The sequence below is a fragment of the Spongiactinospora sp. 9N601 genome, from assembly GCF_044326295.1.
Taxonomy (GTDB): Bacteria; Actinomycetota; Actinomycetes; order Streptosporangiales; family Streptosporangiaceae; genus Spongiactinospora; species Spongiactinospora gelatinilytica.
Map to the genome: position 1 here is coordinate 37611 of NZ_JBIRBB010000004.1, position 19870 is coordinate 57480.

Sequence of the window (19870 nt, forward strand, 5' to 3'; positions counted from 1 at the left end):
GCCGGTGAAATTCCAGCGGATAGTTGTTCGGTACAGCAGACTCCTCCTTCTGGGAATATGTATTCCCGTGAGCGACTTCGTGCGCTTGTGAACGCCCGGAACGCCTGGTCGCACCGCAGGGGCCAATGCCTCAAGGTTTCCGGACAGGCGCGCGGCGGCCACGGTGGAATGGGGGCATGGGTCCTCGATCCCCTCGTGTACCGCCGCGTGCGGTCATCGCTGCCGCTGCCCGGGCCCGCCGGGCCGCTCGTGAACCATCCCCGCCCCCAACGCCTTCACCGCCTGCCGAACGGCCGCGGCGGGCCTGGCGGCGATTAGCCACGGTGGTCCTGGCCATCGCGGTGATCGCGGGCTGTGCGTGGGCGGCCGTGGTGGTGCCGGGGCCGGACTGGGCTCGGTGGGTGCTGGCCGGCACCGCGCTGACGGTGGTGGCCGGTTCGGTGCTCGCCATCTTGATCGGCCCGGCCGCCCGACGCCTGGCCGGAGAGAACGCCCCGCTGAGCGCCGCCGAGCGCGCGCAGATGACCGCGACCGAGCGGATCGAGGCGGTCAACGCCGCCCGGCACACGCTGGTCCAGGCCGCCACCGGCCTGGTGGTCATCGGCGGTGTCGTCTTCACCGCCCAAGGGCTCTGGTACACCGCCGCGTCCCTGGACACCGCCCGCCAAGCCCAGTCCGTCGCCGAACAGGGCCAGATCACCGACCGCTACACCAAGGCCGTCGAACAGCTCGGGTCGGCCAAGACCGATGTGCGGCTGGGCGGCATCTACGCACTGCAACGCCTGGCCACCGACTCCCCCCGCGACAAGGACACCATCCGCCAGGTGCTGGCCGCCTTCGTCCGCGGACACGACACCTGCACCACGCCCCCCGAGCAGAAGACGGCGCCCCTGCCGAAACAGTGCACCACCACCGACCCCAAGGTCCTCGCCGGCCTGCCGTATGCCCGGCCCGAACCCGATGCGCTCGCCGCATTGACCATCGCCCCGACCTTGTCCACTCCCAAGGGAAGAGAGGACCTGGACCTCACCTGGCGCGCGGACTTCTCCAAGGTGCGGTTTCCCCGCGCGGACCTGACGCTTGCGAACCTGTTCGGCGCGAATCTGGGCGGCGCGGACCTGCACGGCGCGTTCCTAGCTGGCGCGGACCTGACGCTTGCGAACCTGTTCGGCGCGAATCTGGGCGACGCGTTTCTGTTCGGCGCGGACCTGGAGGACGCGAACCTAAATAGCGCGTACTTAAGCGGCGCGAATCTGGGCGGCGCGGACCTGCACGGCGCGGACCTGGGCAGCGCGAATCTGGGCGGCGCGGACCTGCGGGGCGCGGACCTTCGCGGCGCGTTGGGCGTGTACGAGCAAGAGGTGCGGCGGGTGGCCAAAGTCGATGAGTCCACCAAGTTCTAATGATCGCCGGTCGGCAGGCCCGTCCCGGACTGCATGACCATGCATCGGGGCCGCATAACGGGGTGACAAACCACCACAAACCGGGCAGAGTGCGGGGGCAGGTCCGGCGTTCCGGACGTTTGCCCAGGTCGGCGCCCTGATCATAGGCATCAGAATTGACGTACTGTTCCGTTACCCGCCGGTAACACGGGCACGCCAGCACGCTGGCGTGCCCGGCACGCTCGCGGACGAAGCCGTCCTCCGGCGGCGTGCGGCGACCTGGTAACGGCCGCGCCCGGGCCGCCTGAAGGGTGTCAATACTCCGTTCACGGTCGTGAGCTGCGGGTTTGTCTCGGCTTCCTGGCCGAAGCAGTGGCCTGGGTCGGGCATGCTCGAGGCTCGTGACGCTCCGTCTCTTCTATCTGATCTCCTGCCGCATCATGGGCTGGCTGACGCTGCTGCCCCGTAGCGACGCCTCCAGGAACATGGAGATCCTCGTCCTGCGGCACGAGGTCGCAGTGCTGCGCCGTCAGGTTCGCCGTCCAAGGCTGTCATGGGCGGATCGAGCGGTGCTATCCGCGCTGGCCCAGAGACTGCCGAAGGCGCTGCGCGCCCACCGACTGGTGACACCAGGCACGCTGCTGCGCTGGCACCGGCGTCTGGTCGCGCGTCACTGGACCTACCCACACCGGAGGATGGGACGGCCCGCGACCGATCCGGCGGTCGTGGCATTGATTCAGAAGCTGGCACGGGAGAATCCGCGCTGGGGCTACGAGCGTATCCGTGGCGAACTGCGCCATCTGGGCCACCGAGTTAGCAGTGCGACGATCCGCCGAGTCCTGAAACGAGCGCGGCTCGGTCCGGCACCGCGTGCTGATGACTGTTGGTGTGACTTCCTGCGCGCCCATGCCGCGAGCACGCTGGCTTGTGATTTCTTCACGGTGGACACCGTCACGCTGCGCCGGTTGTACGTCTTCTTCGTGGTGGAGGTCGGCATCCGGTTCGTGCACGTGCTCGGCGTGACCGCTCACCCCGATGGCGCATGGGTTGCTCAGCAAGCCCGCAACCTTCTCGCCGATCTGAAGGACCGTGCCGACGCGTTCCGGTTCCTGATCCGGGATCGGGACACGAAGTTCACCAGCAGCTTCGATGAGGTCTTCGCCGGCGACGACATAGACGTGCTGAAGATCCCAGCGCGGTCGCCTCGCGCGAACGCATTTGCCGGGCGATGGGTACGGACCGCACGCACGGAGTGCACCGACCGACTGCTGATCTTCGGCGAGCGGCATCTTCGCACCGTGCTGAACGAATACACCGATCATTACAATCGTCACCGGCCACACCGCTCTCTCGGCCTCCGAGTGCCCACCGACGACGGCTCCGACGTGATCCCGCTGACGACAGGCCAGATCAAGCGCCGCCACGTCCTCGGCGGGCTGATCAACGAATGCCAGCGAGCTGGCTGATCAACGAGGCGCTGTCACTAATACGCAGGTCAGCGTCATGGGCCTGGTTTTGACACCCTTCAAGCCGCTGCAGTGCCTGCGGACCGATCAGCCTGGCATGTTCGGCAAGGTTCCAGCAGTTCTTACGGTCGATGTCGCCCAGCAACCCACGCACGTACGCACTGGCTGCGCGACGAGGTTCGACGCGGCCGAACCGGCCGGCGATCCGGGCTATCAGTTCATTGAAGATGATTATCCAGCGGTCAGGGTCTACGCTGTGGCTCGCGGCCACCGCACGATCTTTGGTTGTCTTCACAAACTACGAATGATCACGCGGTGGCCGTCGCTATGCGACTCCGACCCCTCAAGATCGCCAAGTGTCACTGGAGTACTAGATCCTCAACCGCCTGCGCACTCGAGCAACCTCCTTGGTGAACGCCTTCAATCTGCGTTCGTCTACAGATATTTCTAAAGTGATCTTGATATGCCGCGGTGGCGGGTTGGGCATCGCAAGCCACGCGGGAATCTCTCCAAATTCCCGAATGACTCGATCCATGAAGAAGAGAATTTGACCTATGGGTTGCCCAAGGATTGCCGATAGCATATCCGTGGCCTGACGAAACTCGTCCGCATAGACCGTTCCTCTGACCTCACTTGCAAGATTGAGAAGGTCTTCGCAAGTGGAGACTATGCGGCCAGCGAATTGCACGATGGTACCGACATCGCCAGCGAATCCCGGCGGCCCAAAGGCGCGGACGCTTATGTCGGATGCAAAGATTGCATTTAGTCCTTTCGCTATCAGGAGTCCGTCATTTAATACCCCCTCAAGCTGGGCCAGAGATGACGGCCGGTCTAGATACCTGCCCGTTCGGCGTCCATAACCATTCTGATAGTCACGCCACCTTAGATCTAGAGCGACACGCCCTTGCAAGAGCACACCGGCGAAGAGTAGGTATTCCCAGGCGCGTGGCATCTGCTCGATCAGCGCCCGCTGCTCATCCGGGTTTCTGGGCACCCAATTTATTGCCGGCGGCTTCGGCGGGGCGAGCGAATCCAAGCGCCTCATGACATCGTCAAGCTTCTCGGCGACCTCGTTAGCCATTAGATTCGGGAAGAGCTCTCGCAGGCCCCTGAATCGCTGAAGTCTATCCGCAAAATACTCCGGCCCTCGCCAACTGACTTCAATACCAGCGGCATTACCAGCTTGCGCCATACTGGCAGCGATATGTTCCGGCATGGGATAGTTTGAAAGGAAGGTCCAGTGGTTTATATCCCAGGCCCGATCTTGCTTGAGCTGGATCGCCTTCTTGAGGTCGCCAGCCATCTTCGTCCTGATCTCGGCGTCAATGCTGCGGTTCTGGGCTCGCTTAAAACAGTGTGCGGCAAACATTCTCCGCTCGGACTTCAAGAAGCCGTCGTTTCCCCTATCGGGTCGGTCATCATCAATCGGAAGGAAGTCGTCCCCATGCTCTGCCTGCAGAACCGCATTACACAGCTGGACAAAGTCCTGCGGGTTGGTAATGAGCTCAATCTGCGCCTGCAAGTTCACAGACGGAATTGTACTAACTGAGCCACCAGAAATCTACATCGTTGGGATTTTCGACGCTTGTTCCGCTCGAGAACACGGTTTCGCGCTGCGATCTGGGGTTTGCTTCGCGATCAGAGCGACGGCTGCGACCGTCGTCAGGCATTGTTGTCGCTTGTCTACCGGCGGGTGAAGGGCTTGTTCGGCCTGCTTGCAGTGCTGGTACGTGCTGATCTGTCCAAGGACGTTGTGGGGGCTCAAGTGAACCGCCCCGGGTTTGATGGAGACATCGAAGACCCGGAAGGATCCCGTGAATGGCTGTTCCTCGTAAATACCCCGACGAACTCCGCGAGCGCGCGACGAGGCTGGCTGTGGAGGCACGCAAGGACCCCGCCACCCGTGAGGGGGCGATCAAGCGGATCGCCGATCGGCTCGATGTGCATCCCGAGGCCCTGCGGACCTGGGTCAAGCGCGCCGAAACCGACGAGGGGCTGCGAGAGGGGACCCGAGCGAGGACGCGGCCTGTAGCGCCGAGCTGGAACGCGAGGTAAGGTCGGGCCGTCCACGGGCCGCGCTTAGGTCTGCCGGTCTGAGGTAGTTTCCGGTCATCCTGCCGAAGATCCAACCCGCGTTCAAAGGGGGTTTGGGATCGATAGTCCGGAAATTGTCACACCCTCCGGGTAGAAATGAAGGGTGACTTCCAGTAGCGGCAACCCCACCGAGGACGAGACCTGCAAGCGGTTCGTCCTGCCCGCTCTCGTCCGGACCGGTTGGAATGTAGAAGACCAGGTCAAGAGCCAGTACCGGATCAACCGCGGCCGGATCCAGCCGACCGCCCGCCGCCACCATCAGCAACGCCCTCTGATCGCCGATTACGTGCTGGAGTACTCCGACGGCCTACCGCTCGCCGTCGTCGAAGCCAAACGCTCCCGCATTGATCCCGCTGAGGGTTTCGAGCAGGCCAAACGCTACGCCGAGCTACTGGACGCCCCATTCGCCTACTCGACGAACGGCACCCGCACCATCGAGATCGACTACCGGACTGGCCTGATCTCGGAGATCTCAGAGTTCCCCACACCGGAGCAGCTCTGGGCCCGGTACCGCGATGACCGATCCCTCGCCGACGACGCTCATGCCGACTTGGCGTCCGCGCCGTTCATACTGACCCGCAACTGGGACGGCACTCCGAAGGACCCCCGCTACTACCAGCGCAACGCGATCAACCGAGCCGTCCAGGCCATCGCCAAGGGGCAACGACGGTTGCTCCTCGTGCTGGCCACCGGCACGGGCAAGACCCTGGTCTCGGCGCAGATCGTCGCGAAACTGTGGAACGCAAACTGGCCGGAGAAGGGGCGGCGGCCCCGTGTCCTGTATCTCGCCGACCGGAACATCCTCATCGACCAGCCCAAGGACGACTACTTCACCGAGATGTTCGGCGAGGCCGTCCACCGGCTCGGCCAGGGCAGAGTGCAGAAGAGCCGTAACATTTACTTCGCGCTGTACCAGTCGCTGTCGCAGCCCGGCGGGGCGCAGGACTTCTACACGAGGTTCGACCGGCACTTCTTCGACCTCATCATCGTCGACGAGTGCCATCGGGGCAGCGCCTCGGAGGGTTCGCAGTGGCGCGAGATCCTGGAGTACTTCAAGCCCGCCGTCCAGCTGGGGCTGACGGCCACGCCGATCAGCCGTAAGGACGTCGACACCTACCACTACTTCGACGACGCGATCTACGAGTACTCCCTCGCCCAGGGCATTCGCGACGGTTTCCTCGCCCCTTACCGGGTCCGCAACGTCCGGATCGACATCGACTTGTACGGCTGGCGGCCGGACGCTGGTCAGCTCGATATGTACGGCAGGGAGATCCCCGACGAGCTGTACGGGCCGAAGGACTTCGAGCGGGTCGTGGCGATCCTCGACCGCACCGACGAGGTAGCCCGCTACCTGACGGAGTATTTGCACAAGACCGGCCGCATGCACAAGACCATCGTGTTCTGCCAGACGAACGACCACGCGATGCGCATGGTCGAGGCGCTGACCCGTGCCAACGCCGACCTGTCGCAGCGGTACGGCCACAAGTGGGTCTGCCGGATCACCGGAGACGACCACGACGCCGGCCGAGAGCGTCTGGACGAATTCCGCGACGACGCCTCCGAGGTCCCGGTCATTGCGGTGACGTCGCGGATGCTGTCGACAGGCGTCGACATTCCGACCGTCCGCAACATCGTGTTGTTCCGGGTGATCCGCTCGATGCCGGAGTTCAAGCAGACGATCGGCCGCGGCACCCGCCTGTCGCCCGAGACCGGCAAGTTCGCGTTCGACATCATCGACTTCGTGGACGCGACCCGCTTGTTCTACGACCCCAAGTTCGATGGCCCGCCGCTTCGGCGGCTCCGCGACGAGGCAGACCCGGACGGCAGCTTCATCACCTTCCCCGAGGACCTCGACATCGAGCCCGACCCGGACCCCGACGAGGCGGCCGAACCCGAGGCTGGGTATGAAAGTCACGACGGCGGTGCCCTTCCGCCGATGATCACCGACGGCGAGGAGATCGACGACATCCGCGCCGAGGGCCGCACCCTCTACATAGACGACGTCGAGGTGAACATCCTCGGTTCGGCCGTCTACATCACCGAGACCGACGGAACGGGCCTGCGGCTGCGCCTCGTGCGACTGGAGCAGTTCATCAAGGACAAACTGCACGAGCTCGACCTGTCCCCGCACCAGCTGCTTGCCCAGTGGGCGCATAGCCGGAGTCGTAAGGAGCTGCGGGAGCGCCTGGAGGTTATCGGGATCAGCACCGCCGACCTCGGTGAGCTGACGGGCCGTCCCGACGCCGACGCCATCGACCTGCTGATCTATCTCGGCTGGGGCCTCCCCGTGCTGTCGCGCTCTGAACGCGCCCTCCGCTTCAAGCTCCAGCACCGTGAGTTTCTGGAATCGTTCGCCCTTGAGGCCCGCGCGATCCTCGACCGCGTGCTGGCGCAGTATTCCGCGCACGACGAGAGCGAACTGGAAGTTCAGTCCATGGACTCCCCCGCCTACCAGGAGTTCGGCACGGTCGTCGAGATCGCGGAGCTCTTCGGTGACCGCTCCGGCGCCGGGCTGCGCACCGCCGTCGACCACCTGCGCGCTCAGCTGTACGAAGCCTCCTGAGTTCTTTTGGGGCAAACAGGGCGAGACCCGCATCGTGCACAAAACTAAAAGTGACTATAAGTTTCACATACGCTAGCCTAGTGACCGTGAGGCAGCGGGAAGAGGAACCCCGGACCCGGCTCTGGCGCCGGGCCGCCCGTCAGCGCGGCTTCTTCACGGCGGCCCAGGCGCTGCTCGACGGCTACTCCTATCAGTCGCAGTACTTCCACGTCCGCCGGGGCAATTGGACGCGCATCGACCGGGGCCTGTACCGCTTCCGCGAATACGCCGACCTCCCGTCGAGCGACCTGGACCATCTGGTCCGCTGGTCCCTGTGGAGCCTGGACCGCGCGGTCTTCTCCCACGGGACAGCCCTGAGCGTCCACGGCCTCGCGCCGGTCGACCCGGCCGTCGTGCACATGACGGTTCCGCCCGGATTCCGCCAGCGGGACCCCGCCGTGCTCACCCACCGCGCCTACCTGCCCCCCACCGACGTCGAGCACCGCGACGGCTTCCGCGTGACGACTCTCGCCCGCACCCTCATCGATCTGAACATCCAGCCGACGAACAAGGATCTCTGACGACCATGGCCCCACCCGCGAAGAAGCAGGACACGACCTCCCGCGCTCGTCTGTCGGCCGTCATCAAGTCGGCCCGCGACATCATGCGCAAGGACGCGGGCCTCAACGGCGACCTGGACCGCCTGCCCCTACTGTCCTGGCTGCTGTTCCTGCGCTCCTTCGACGCGCTGGAGGCTGAACGTGAGGTGTTCGGCGAAGACCCGATCATCAAACCGGAGTACCGGTGGCGGGCCTGGGCCGACGACGAGACGTTCACCGGCGCGGAACTGCTGGCGTTCGTCAACGGCAAGCTTCTGCCGGAACTCGCGAGCATGCGCAGTGACGTGCCTGGCGACCCGCGCAACATCCTCGGCCAGGTATTCGCCGGCGTCCAGAACCGGATGCTGTCGGGCTACCTGTTCCGCGACCTGGTCAACCAGATCCGCGGCATCGACTTCAACAGCAGCGACGACATCCACACGATGGCGTTCCTGTACGAGGACCTACTGAAGCAGATGCGCGACGCCGCGGGCGACTCCGGCGAGTTCTACACCCCGCGGCCCGTTATCCGCTTCATGGTCGAGCAGACCTTCCTCAAACTCGGCGAGTCGATCATGGACCCGGCGTGCGGCACCGGCGGCTTCCTCGTCGAGGCCTACACCGAACTGTTCCCGCAGGCCACCAGCAAGGTCCTCCAGCAGCAACTGTTCAACAACATCCGCGGCATCGAGAAGAAGCCCCTGCCGTTCCTGCTCTGCATGATGAACCTGACCCTGCATGGCATCCCCTCCCCGAAGGTCCTCCACGCCAACTCCCTCCGCGTGATGATCGATGAGAAGGGCCCCGGTTCCCAGGTCGACGTCATCCTCACTAACCCGCCCTTCGGCGGCGAAGAGGAGGACTCGATCGCCAAGAGCTTCCCCTCCGGCTACCAGACCCGCGAAACGGCCTGGCTCTTCCTCCACGCCGTCATCAAGAAACTGAAGCCCGGCGGCCGCTGCGCCATCGTCCTCCCCAACGGCGCCCTCTTCGGCGAGGGCGTCGGCGCCAAGATCCGCAAACAGCTCCTCGAGGAGTGCGACCTCCACACCGTCGTCCGCCTCCCCCAAGGCGTCTTCGCCCCCTACACCCAGATCCCCGCCAACCTCCTTTTCTTCGACAAGACTGGCCCCACCAAGGAAACCTGGTTTTACGAGATCACCCCACCCGAGGGCAGCCGCGGCTACGCCAAGACCAAGCCCATGCGCTACGAGGAATTCGAGTCCTCCGCCGCATGGTGGGGCGGCCCGGACCGCGTCGATCGTATCGAGAACGATCACACCTGGCGCGTTCCGATCGCCGACCTCCTCGCCTCCGGCTTCAACCTCGACCTCACCAACCCGAACACCACCGACGACCTGTCGCACCGGTCGCCAACCGAACTTCTTGCCGAGCTGATCGAAACCGAGCAGGAGGTCCTCAGCCTTCTCACCTCTCTCCAGAAAGACGTGGAGGACCGCTGATGGCGCTTCCGGAACGCCCCCTCGGTGAGGCCATCACGCTCGCGCGCTGCTCGGTCTCTGTGAATGCCGACCACGAATACCGCATCGCGGGCATCTACAGCTTCGGCAAGGGCCTGATCAAACGCCCGATCATCACCGGCAACGAAACCGCCTACAAGGCGCTCAGCCGTCTCAACACCGGTCAACTCGTGATGAGCAAACTCAACGCCTGGGAAGGCGCACTTACCGTCGTCCCCGAAGAGTTCTCCGGAGCGCACGTCTCCCCGGAATACCCGGTCTTCGACATCATCGAGGCGGAAGCCGACGTCCGCTACATCTCCCACCTCGTCAGCTGGCCCACACTATGGGACCGCCTCACCCCGCGCGGCTCCATGGTGCGCCGCAAACGCACCACCCCCACCACCCTCATGTCCACCCCAGTCCCCCTGCCAGACCTGGGCGAGCAGCGCCGCATCGCCGCCCGCCTCGACGCCGCCACAGCCAAGATGGGGCAGATCGGGCGGCTTAAGGACACTGCCGAGGCCGCTCGTCGCGCCCTCTTCAGCTCGCTGATCACACGCGCAGGGGATCCTACGCGGATACGCGATTTCCTAATACCTGTCAACGACTCCGTGCCCGTCGAGGCGGACACCCTCTATCGAACGGCTGGCATCTATAGCCACGGTCGCGGGATGTTCACTCGGCCACCAATTAAAGGTTCCGAGACAAAGTACGCAAAGTACAACCGCCTAAGGGCGGGGCAGTTCATCTACAGCAGGCTCTTCGGCTGGGAAGGCGCCCTCGCTATCGTTCCTGACGAGTTCGACGGGTTGTATGTCTCCCACGAATTCCCCACATTCGCCATCAACGCCGACATAGCCGACCCCCGATATGTCAAGCACCTGGTTACGTGGCCGGTCCTCCATGCCGCGCTCCGCGACAAAACCACGGGCATGGGTTCCAGACGGCAGCGAGTCAGTCCCGAACGACTCCTTGCGACTGAGGTACCGCTTCCACCGATTCCAGAACAACGACGGCTCGCCGATGCGCTTGATTCACTGGCCAGTTGCCTTGCGGCGTCCGCGACGCAAGATCGAGAGCTAAAGGCCCTTGGATCCGCTCTCCTGAACTATGCGTTCAACGGGCGGTTGTGAGTGACGGGCGCGGCCTCAGGTCTTGCCCGTCCTGTTGGTCAGAGCCGATTGGCGCGTAAGTCCGTCGGCGGAGCTTCGCCGATGGGCTCCCGGCGTGTGGGCTTGGTACGGGCGTGCGACGGGCACCTGGTGGGTCTATCTGCCGGGGCCGCCCGACCGGCTCGTCGAGGTCGGCGACCGGATGGGCTCGTGCGAGCCGTCCTCACCGGTTGGACCGGGACCGGTGCAATGGTCACGGGATCCTGGCCCACGAAGTCTCGGTGACGATGACGTGGTCGAGCAGGCGGAGCCCGACCGTGGTCGCGGCATCGCGGAGGCGGGCGGTCACCCGGACATCCGCCTCGCTCGGTTCCGTCCGGCCGCTCGGATGGTTGTGCGCTACTGCGAAACGGGCGCCACCCAGAGCGAGGACCAGGCTCAGGACGTCGCGGACTGGGATCTGGGCGCGATCCGCCGCGCCGTCGGTGAGCGTGGCCGTCTTCAGAATCCGGCCGCCAGCGTCGCAGACGACCACGACCGCCCTCTCGTGCCGGAGACCACGCAGCAGCGGTGCTGCGGCGACCGCTATGTCTTCGGTGGCCGTGATCCGGCCGAGGCGCGGCGGCGTGGCCGCGCGTCGCGCCAGCTCGAACACCGCCGTCAGCCGGGCCGCCCTGGCCGGGCCGATCCCCGCCGATCGCTGGAGCGCGCCCGGATCGGCCGCCGCCACCGCGGCCAGCCCGCCATGGTCGGCGAGCAGCCGGGACGCGAGCTCGATGACGTCCACGCCGGGACGGCCCTCACCCAGCACCAGCGCCAGCAGCTCCCGGTCGGCAAGCGCACGCGGGCCGTGCTCAAGCAGCCGTTCCCTGGGTCGGTCGGCCTCGGGCAGATCAGTGACGCGCATCGGACTCACCTCCCATCACTAGGAGACCATCCGGCACCGACAGAACGTGGCCGTCCCGAACACCGCCGCCCGGACCTCAGTCGTCGGTGTCCTCGTCCACGACCTCGACCTCGTTCGCGAGCCGCAGGCTCTCCTCGTCGAGCTCAGCCGGCGCGGCCTCCGTCGCCAGGCCGCGCTGGATGAGGTCCCTCGCCCACTCCAGCAGGGTCTCCGACCGGGCGGCGAGAAACGTTTTGTAGTCGCCGCGCATGGCCGCGTCGAAAGCGGGCGCGGAGACGAGGCAGGTGTCGAGCCGCTCGCGGATCGTCCGTTCGTCACTGAAGTCGATTTCGGCCTTCAGGTAGGCGGACGGCGGCAGGTCGGAGAACTTCTGGTTGCTGATCGCGGTCAGCATGACGATGTTCGCGAGGACGTTGGCCTGCTCGAACCTGATGCCGTCGCGTAGGAGGGCCGCTTTGGGAAAGAAGTGGTGGAACTGCAGGTAGTTGTCCCCGGCCAGGGTCTTCCCCACGTCGATGGCCGCCCCGGTGATCAGGTCGACGGGGCCCCGTGCCGCGAGCATGAGCGCGAACGTCTTCTGCGGCGCGGTGCCCCGGTCGTACTTACCCGCCCACAGCCGCGTGCTGGGCGGCGGGACGTCCACCTCGATGCCCTTGGTCTCGCCCTTCGCGAACGCCGTCACCGCTGCGAGGTCTGCCGCCATCTTCCGTGGATTCCAGCCCTCGTAGTAGCCGCCGAGGACAGTCCGCCAGAACCAGCTGCGGAGCTGGGCGAACTGCTTGCCGTTCGGCCTCGGGATCTGCCGGAAGATCTCGATGACGACGGCGAGCTGGTTGGCGTGGGGCAGCGCGGCGGCCGTCGGAGTGCCTATCTCGGTGGTGAGGAAGTCCACGGCCTTCTTTGCGGCCTCCTCGGTCTCCTCGATGGCCGCCAGGAGACGCTGATGGCCCACGGACGGCAGCCGCTCCATGTCGGACTTGGCGAACCCGAGTCCGGCCGCCGCCGAGATCGCGCGGAGTAGCAGCATCTGGTCGATCAAGCCGTAGTTCTTGGCCGCGAGCACGTCGCGGACGCCGTCGATGGCGTCGAGGAGATCGAAGTCGCTGCGCCAGGTCACCGCGCGGATGACCTGGACCGCCGTCAGCGGTGTGCCGCGCGTGTTGACCCGTTCGAAAATCCGGCCGACCTCAGTGATCGAGGCCGTCTTCAGCGTCACGACCGAAGTCTCGTAGTTCGCGAAGTTGTCGAACAGCTGCCCCGCAGCCTCCTCGAACTCATCAGGAAGCCGTTTCGAAGCCCACCTGGCGTACTGATAGGGCTGGGCGAGCAGCCTCAGCGGAATCTGGTGCGCGGGCGGCTCGTCGAAGTCCTTCCGGTGCGCGAAACGTTCCTCCTCGAAGTCGTAGACCAGGTTCCAGAGGCTCTTCGGATCGCCCTTCGGCTCCCAGTACAGCGCCCCGCAGATGGTCGACAGACGCTGGCAGCCGTCGAGCAGGTAGGCAGTACGTTCACGGTTCGGCGCCTGGTCGATCTCGATGCCCGCGATGTCGTGGTCGCTCGCCAGCCGCAACTCGCTGTCCCACAGCAACAGGCTGCCGATCGGGTAGTTCCGTGAGATCGAGTCGAGGAGATCGAGGACCTGGTGGCCCTTCCACACGAACTGCCGCTGGAACTTCGGAAGCCTGATCTCCCCCGCTCTGACACGCGACGCGAGCTCGGTGATCTTCTCTAATTGGGGGCGGTGAGCGCGCTCATGAGGGATCGGCGACATACCCCAAGATTTTCACGAACGCCCCGCCGTTGTCACCCGAAGCACCGGCGGGGGTGACCTGTCCGGCTTTGCCGGAATCGTCGGGGTGATCACGATCATCTGGCGTGAGGACTACTGGAGCGACGGCAGCCTGCCGACCGCTCTCGACCGTTTGCGGCGCTGACAAGGGTCATAGCCCCTCGCGACGTCGTCATCCGAAGGGCACAAGCTATTCCAGGATGTATCTGCTCGGCTCCGTGAGGGGCGGCAGCAGGTCACGGGCGCGTGAGTTCAGGGGATTGAGCCTGCCCGTCGCGGGGTTGAGGCCGTACACGAATGCTTTGGCCTTGTCCGCGAACTCCGCTGCTGGTCCGCTGATCCTGCCATTGGTGATCACAATCAGCCTTTTCGGCAGTTCTCCGCCAGCCGCTGCGGCCAAGCCGTTCAGCCGCTGGATCTCGGACTTTGACAGGTCCTTGGTCCCGCCGCTCCACTCGACGTGATAGGTGTCGGAGTGAATCAGACTGTCCGGTCCGCCTTCGCGGATGTCTCCGAAGCCGAAGGTCGTGAGCTGCTCCAGAACGGCGTCCAGGTGTTCCCGTGCGCCTGCCGGCCGTAGGGCCGGCTCGGTGAGGAACAGAGATCCCTCTACGTCGGACCACGTCTCGACGGATGCTCGCGACGGCTTGGACGTCTCCCAGGGAGCGCCGCTCTCGACCCATGCCTTCGGCCCATCGCAGATTAGGTCGGCGATCCGGCTCACAGGAACGTCGGCGCGCGGCATGCCCGGCGTCGGAAGTTTCCTGCACCCTAGGGAACCGCCGAGATCGACACGCGTCCAGGCTTCACGCTCCGGGTCGTACATGTCGACCAGCCAGCCGACGCTGGCCTTGATGGAGACCCGGACGAAAATGCCGGAGAGCCTGGCCTCGACGTAGGCTCCTTCACGCCCGTCTGCGATGTGGAGCTTGGGCTCGTAGCGCGGTCCATAGGCGAAGTATCGGTTCCCGGCCGCCACCCGTTGGACGTGTACTCCTCGTTCGGACAGGAGGTCGGCGAGCTCGGTCATGTCCGACGGTTCGCTCTCGTGCCAGCGCCAAGGCGACGCTACCGGCACTCCGGCGAGGTGGGCAGTAGCGTGGGCGTGAATGGCGTCGACGAGTACCTCGCTGGATGTGGCCAGCGGCCAGATGGAGGGCTCACTGCCCAGCACCGGATCGACGATCAGCCATACGAATGCGTGGCCGAGTCTTGACTGGCTCAGCACGACCCCTCGGTCGCCTGGCAGTTTGACCATCAGGTACAGCTGGGATCCGGTGGAGTTGAGGTGGACTCGGTCGCCCAGCTCGAGGTGGCGTTCATGCAGCAACCGCTCCAGACTCTGGAAGTGCAGGTGCGTGCCGACGGCGGCGACCATGTCGCCGGGAGGGAAAGACAAGGAAAGAACGCTCCTCTGAAGTGGCCGTGCGATCCGCGATGCAATCATCTGCGAAAAGTGTAGAGCAGGCTGGCTTTCTTGATCAACGCTTACAGTCGGCCTCGACGTGTTCAGAAGCCGATCCTTGACCAAGCACGCAGAGGGAGTTCAGCTCCCGGTGTCCAGCGGCCATTGATGCGCCCTGGTTACTCGGCCCCCAGCAGCTCGGGCACTCTACCTAAGGCTAGCGTCAAGCATATGTAATCGTGTTTGGGTAAACCCGATGGGGCAACTGAGGGTTGCTCGGCGATTGCTCATTGGTACGCGATACGGGACGGCATTGCGCATCACCAGCGGGGACTTTGACAGCGGCAAATCCGGGCAGTCTAATAGGAATGGATAGCCTGCGGGCATTGACTGACACTAAGTCCGCATACTTTTACAGTAATCTGTAGGTTCAGGGTTCGAGCCCCTGGCGCCCCACCATCCCCACCCCATCTGACCAGCGCTTCCTCCCCCATGGCGAGTGGTTGATCTCGTGTGGTCGCTTGCCGGTTGCTCGCGGGCACGGACCGGGCACATGAATGATCGTTTAGGCGCTGGCATCTGAGGCGGCGGTGGCCGAGTGCCGAGCCCTTCGGGCGATATGCCCGGGTGGGGCATGTGGCCGCTTGTTCCTGATCAAGCTCATTTCCGGCTGATCGTGGCGACTGCCGGTGACAGGGGCGGGCCCGCCGCAGCTCGCAGCGGGCCCGTCTCGGTCAGGTGTGGGCTGTGGTGTCGTCCCCCGCGACCTTCAGCCGCCGTGGCCGCGCTGTACGCCCCTGCCGTTCCAACCGGCCTGCGCGGGCGGAAATCGGTGGCGGGGCTGGGGTGGTGATGAGGGCGGCGGTTGCTCGGCCGCTGCCGCTGCCCGGTCGGTGTAGTGGTGGTTCCATTTGCGGACCCCGGGCTGTCCGCTGTCGCGGGTGGAGCGGACGTGGCCGTGGGTGGCCAGACCGTAGGGAGGAGAGGTCAGCACTAAGCCGGCCTTGCCGCGCAGGTCGGGGAGGAGCTGCGCGATGCGCCGGGCGTCTCCGGTGACGACCCCCGGCCCTCGCCCCGAAGCGTGGACCCCTTGAGTACCGGATGATGGAGATCCGGAGACAAGGAGTTCCAGGTGGCGATGAAGTCGTATCCGCCGGAGTTCAAGGGCCAGCTCGGCCTGGAGCTTCACGGCGCCAGGACCGTCATCGGCGTCGGCGCCCGCATCGTCCAGCGCATCCTGGCCCTGACCGCAGCCATCTGGCACAACCGCGCCACCGGCCAGCCCATCACCCGATCCCTGATCGCCTACGACCACTGACCCGACTTAGGCGGACTTACTCGTCCTAGGGGCGGGGCATCGTACGGGCGTCGATGTGGAACAAGGTCAAGCATTGGCCGTTTGCGCACATCACAATAGATTGGCGCAGCCGACCGCTGAGCAGCATGAAGTGTCGTCAACAGCGGCGCTGCAACCACCACGACCACGCGCGCGGCCCGCGGCCCGCGGTGTCGGTGACGAGTTCGGGGGCGGAAGGGCCGGGTAATCTCGGGCCAGCCGGGCGGCCAGCCACTCCTGCAGGCCAGGGTGGACGGTGTGGTCCCAGCCGGATAGCGGCAGCAGGACCGGCACCGGGACGACCTCGCCCTCACCTCCGGTGGCCTGGTCGGCGGCGCGGGTGGCTGGCAGTGCAACAGCAGTTGCACCTGCCAGCGTGGTCTTGCCCATACCGGGCTCGCCGGAGATGACGATCCGGCGATGTGATTCTCCCCCTTACTTTTGTCATTCTCCTGGCGCGCTGGAGTCTGCCCGAGTAGAGTCTGAGTACTCAGTGAGCACTCAGGAGGATCTGTGATCGTAAAAGAGGACGTTAAGGCTGCAAGGGAGTCGTTGGGACTCAGTCAGGCAGATGCCGCCCGTCGTGCCGGCATCTCCCTAGCGACCTGGCGGCGAGGAGAAGCAGACCTCGATGCGGTGGGGGAAGCAACGAGGAGCAAGATCCGCAAAGTGCTCGCCGCTATCGTGCAGCCAGTCGACTCGTGGGTGCCTCTGTTCAATACCCGGTTCCGGGGCGACCCGCTGACTCCCTCGGAAGCCCACATGCTAGGGACAGAACTCACGATGAACGGGGAGAGCTTCCACCTCGAGTACGAGAGTATCTGGGATTCCCACGTTTTAGGCGAACTGCCGGACGCGATCCTTATGAAGGTTTCCGAACGTCCCCAGTGGCTGAGACGCTTCTTGTCGACTTCGCAGAATCTTGGCAGCCAACTGCACTCAGGGCACGTGCCCGGTGCTCGGAATCTGGCCGAAGCGGCGGCACTGTACATCGCTCTTACCTCCGCCTCGCTGGGGGAGTTGACGAATGTCTCCGAGTACGCTTACACGCGGTATCCCCGTGATCAAGAGCGGAACTGGTCCTGGTCAAAGATCAGGCGGATGCTCATTTCTCCTCGTCTCGTGCAGGCATTGCGGATGCTTCAGAAGCCACGGTACGCAGCACATATGCTGGCGCCCGCACAGATCGACGGACGCCTCGTCACCTCCCCACTCCACCCCGATCGCTGGTGGGAAGCATGGTCGGGCGAAGCGCAACACTGGATGCATACGGCAACTTCGATCCGTCCGCTGACCTTCGCCGTGGATGGGCAGCAGGACCTCATCGACGACAATCGTTCCCAATCCCTTGCCATGGCCTGGGGAATCTTCGAGTTGCTCGCGCGGTGTGAAGCGGAACTCAATGTGATCCTTGGCTACACGCTCCGCGGCGAACGGATTGCGTTGGTTGAAGAGGACTCTGGTTCGGTCGTCGTGCTGGAGCGTGAAGCAGGACAAGACATCCTGGTCAAAGTTTGCTGCCGTGACCACAGCCGTGGAGGGGAAGCGTTCCCTAGTTTCCAGGACGACGATCCTGTCTCCTCGGCAACCTTCGCCTGGTCTCTGCTCGACCTGCTACAGGAGGAGGTAGGAGAGCTTGATGAGGTGTTCGAGGCGGATTTGATCCGCACAGGTATGACGGTGGACGGTGGGTCGGTCGTCGTCCTGCCGGACGCAAGCGGTTTTGACCTGCTGTTGGCCGTGGCCGTTCGGCAGCGGACGCCTGAGCGAAGTGCCCACGTCGACGCTGCTCGCGTGGCCTGGGAGGAGCACAAAAAGGAGATCGAGGAAGAGATTCGTGCGTGGGAGGCGGAAGAAGAAGAGGAGAACTGACCGGACACAGACCATGCGTTCCACCACTAGCCAGCTCTGTACTAGTGAGCAGTCGCGGCCTGCCTGGGTTCAAGCGATTTGGAGGGGCTTCGCAACGGTGCCTGCTACCACGAACCCGTGTAAGCAGGGCAGTTTGTGGCTATTCTCGGTGACACTGGCGACTGTGCTTAGTCTTCGTGTCGGATCGTGGAGGTAGCGCAATCATGCAGGAATCAGGGGTAAGGCCTCGGACATGCGGACGCCAGACCAAGGCTGGCACGCCTTGCAAGCAGGTCGTGTATGGCCACGACATGGCCTGCAAGCTCCACGCTACTGAAAACGACCGCGCCTTGACTGCGGCCCGTGCAGAGGGCTGGGAGGCCGGGCTCGCCCTTGGCAAGCAGTTGGGCGCTGGTACGGCGCGAGCCGAACGGGAAGAACTGGACCGCCTTCGCGCGAAGGTCAAGGACCTGGAACGAATGCTCGAAGATGTTTCACGCTACTACGAGTTCAACGGAGACCAGGTGGTCGAGGTCGACGGCTATGGCTATCGCTGGACAGGATCCGATCAACTAAAGGTCGGCGACCACGTGCTGCTCCCCGAGAACCATGTGAGCAGGCTCAGGCATGGCCCTGGGCCGTTCGAGGGGGTGGTGACCAGGCTCGGCTCGACTTATCGAGGTAGCCTTTCCCGAATTATCCGTCGGTCGCGGACGTGAATGTTCCCACACATACTGAGCTTTGGAACTGCTCCGGATTCTACCGTCTGCGGTGATGGCCAGGAGTGCCTTGAACTGGTGCCGAACGTATTGAAGGCGTTGTAGCTCTCCGGTGCAAGTGTTCGATGGCTGGATGCACCCAGGGGTATTGAGTCAAGTCGCAATTCTGTGGTGGCGCCCCGTTCGAGATCGCCTAGATTTCGCGACCCCTCGACCCCTCGACCCCTCGACCCTTTGACCAGTTTGGTCATGTGCATGTTCGCGGTAAATCTGCGGCTGACTACCTCGTCCCGAGGAAGCGGTGACAGGGACCTACTTCCAACAGCCTCGGGCGGGACATTGCCCGTTTCCGGGAGTGTAGGGTTTGTGTGGCGGGCATAGGTTTGTGGTTGCTCGATGGTTGCTCGCGTGCATGCGATACGGCACGGCAGCCGTAGTCACGGCCTGGCACTTCTATGGAGTCAGGCGTGTCCTGAAGGCCGCAAAGCGGTACGTCCTGGCAGAGTGTGGCAGTGATCAAGGGCGCTTATAATCTAATTCCGGACGGGCCGAATTCGATGGCGCATCAACTGCAACATCATCATGGCCAGCAATTGGTTGACATCCCCGATTTCTGCGACTGGAGGGCGAGAGTTCGTCCGGGATGCTACCCAGCGTGATCAACGATCACCTTAAAAGGTTCAAATTTGTAGGTGTGTTGCTCAACTTCACGCTGCACTTGATCAAGTGGTCCAGGGAGTGTAAAGATCAACGGTGAAGAGTCAGGCTGTGGGCGGAAAGCTTTGGGAGGCCCCGCCCACAGCGCATCCAACGATGCGAGAAGGAGGATACCTGTGTTGAGCAGGTTAAGGCGACCCGTAAGGCCGCTTGCCATTCTGGCGGGCGCGGTGCTCGCGGCCTTGGCGGTGGCCCCGGTGGCAGGCGCGTCGGCGATCAACGTGACCAACAGCAGCGGGTCCGCCCAGTCGTACACATACGGAAGCAACGTGGTACGCCTCATCAATCACTGCTGGGCGACCAACCCGTGCCACGTGTACAACCAGTACTTCCGAAGTGCCTCTCCAGACAACCAGCGCTCCTACGGGTTGGAGGGATCGGATGGTGACTACGTCGATAGCAACACGGGCTCCACGGTCACTCGGCTCCGGGCGTGCGAGACTATCTCTGCCTGGCCGGATAACTGCAGCGAGTGGGGTTCCTAGCAG

The 19870-nt window shown here is 64.3% G+C and carries 16 protein-coding genes and 1 tRNA gene; 11 read left to right on the plus strand and 6 right to left on the minus strand.

Translation table 11 applies throughout. From position 1 onward, the window contains the following. The first annotated feature begins 323 nt into the window (after positions 1-323). Together ACH34R_RS10075 and ACH34R_RS10080 are read left to right on the plus strand one after the other, a co-directional pair. A complete protein-coding gene (locus ACH34R_RS10075) occupies positions 324-1403 on the plus strand; it encodes a pentapeptide repeat-containing protein (protein WP_397561073.1) in 1080 nt (359 codons plus the stop codon). 380 nt (positions 1404-1783) lie between these two features. Beyond that, positions 1784-2848 carry an integrase core domain-containing protein gene (locus ACH34R_RS10080; protein ID WP_397561074.1) on the plus strand — a complete coding sequence of 355 codons (1065 nt, stop codon included), beginning with the start codon at positions 1784-1786 and terminating at the stop codon, positions 2846-2848. Here ACH34R_RS10080 and ACH34R_RS10085 read toward each other — a convergent pair. After that, positions 2823-3143, minus strand: coding sequence for a hypothetical protein (locus ACH34R_RS10085; RefSeq protein ID WP_397561075.1), 321 nt, complete (start codon positions 3141-3143; stop codon positions 2823-2825). The two genes, ACH34R_RS10080 and ACH34R_RS10085, sit on opposite strands and share 26 nt — an antisense overlap. Positions 3144-3218: 75 nt before the next feature. Further along, positions 3219-4376 (minus strand): hypothetical protein, encoded by a 1158-nt coding sequence (locus tag ACH34R_RS10090; protein WP_397561076.1) that lies wholly within the window; start codon positions 4374-4376, stop codon positions 3219-3221. A gap of 290 nt (positions 4377-4666) precedes the next feature. Between ACH34R_RS10090 and ACH34R_RS10095 the strand changes: the two genes are divergently transcribed. The 5 genes from ACH34R_RS10095 (at position 4667) to ACH34R_RS10115 (ending at position 10679) form a co-directional block, all read left to right on the plus strand. After that, positions 4667-4903, plus strand: coding sequence for a transposase (locus ACH34R_RS10095; protein ID WP_397561077.1), 237 nt, complete (start codon positions 4667-4669; stop codon positions 4901-4903). A gap of 142 nt (positions 4904-5045) precedes the next feature. Continuing rightward, positions 5046-7505 (plus strand): EcoAI/FtnUII family type I restriction enzme subunit R, encoded by a 2460-nt coding sequence (gene hsdR, locus ACH34R_RS10100; RefSeq protein ID WP_397561078.1) that lies wholly within the window; start codon positions 5046-5048, stop codon positions 7503-7505. 86 nt (positions 7506-7591) lie between these two features. Further along, entirely contained in the window at positions 7592-8065 is a 474-nt protein-coding gene (locus ACH34R_RS10105) for a hypothetical protein (protein WP_397561079.1), read from the plus strand. Between the two features lie 5 nt (positions 8066-8070). Next, positions 8071-9546, plus strand: coding sequence for a class I SAM-dependent DNA methyltransferase (locus ACH34R_RS10110; protein ID WP_397561080.1), 1476 nt, complete (start codon positions 8071-8073; stop codon positions 9544-9546). Beyond that, positions 9546-10679, plus strand: a complete 1134-nt coding sequence (locus ACH34R_RS10115) for a restriction endonuclease subunit S (RefSeq protein ID WP_397561081.1) — start codon at positions 9546-9548, stop codon at positions 10677-10679. The genes ACH34R_RS10110 and ACH34R_RS10115 overlap by 1 nt, the downstream gene beginning before the upstream one ends. A 232-nt stretch (positions 10680-10911) precedes the next feature. Here ACH34R_RS10115 and ACH34R_RS10120 read toward each other — a convergent pair whose 3' ends face one another. From ACH34R_RS10120 to ACH34R_RS10130, 3 genes are all read right to left on the minus strand, one after another. Next, positions 10912-11565: a RadC family protein gene (locus ACH34R_RS10120; RefSeq protein WP_397561082.1), complete on the minus strand. Its 654-nt coding sequence runs from the start codon at positions 11563-11565 to the stop codon at positions 10912-10914. Positions 11566-11641: 76 nt separating this feature from the next. Beyond that, positions 11642-13336, minus strand: coding sequence for a DUF262 domain-containing protein (locus ACH34R_RS10125; protein WP_397561083.1), 1695 nt, complete (start codon positions 13334-13336; stop codon positions 11642-11644). Positions 13337-13544: 208 nt separating this feature from the next. Beyond that, on the minus strand, positions 13545-14732 hold the full coding sequence (locus tag ACH34R_RS10130; RefSeq protein ID WP_397561084.1) for a hypothetical protein: 1188 nt from the start codon (positions 14730-14732) through the stop codon (positions 13545-13547). 356 nt (positions 14733-15088) lie between these two features. Here ACH34R_RS10130 and ACH34R_RS10135 point away from each other — a divergent pair. The 4 genes from ACH34R_RS10135 (at position 15089) to ACH34R_RS10150 (ending at position 18665) form a co-directional block, all read left to right on the plus strand. Next, positions 15089-15218: transfer RNA gene (locus tag ACH34R_RS10135), tRNA-OTHER, on the plus strand. 673 nt (positions 15219-15891) lie between these two features. Next, positions 15892-16077, plus strand: coding sequence for a hypothetical protein (locus tag ACH34R_RS10140; RefSeq protein WP_397561085.1), 186 nt, complete (start codon positions 15892-15894; stop codon positions 16075-16077). A gap of 531 nt (positions 16078-16608) precedes the next feature. Further along, the gene (locus ACH34R_RS10145) at positions 16609-17967 is read left to right on the plus strand and encodes a helix-turn-helix domain-containing protein (RefSeq protein WP_397561086.1); all 1359 of its coding nucleotides are present in this window, start codon (positions 16609-16611) and stop codon (positions 17965-17967) included. A gap of 290 nt (positions 17968-18257) precedes the next feature. Then, positions 18258-18665 (plus strand): hypothetical protein, encoded by a 408-nt coding sequence (locus ACH34R_RS10150; protein WP_397561087.1) that lies wholly within the window; start codon positions 18258-18260, stop codon positions 18663-18665. Between the two features lie 646 nt (positions 18666-19311). Here the strand turns inward: ACH34R_RS10150 and ACH34R_RS10155 are convergent. Further along, positions 19312-19665 carry a hypothetical protein gene (locus tag ACH34R_RS10155; protein ID WP_397561088.1) on the minus strand — a complete coding sequence of 118 codons (354 nt, stop codon included), beginning with the start codon at positions 19663-19665 and terminating at the stop codon, positions 19312-19314. Positions 19666-19870: the final 205 nt, after the last annotated feature.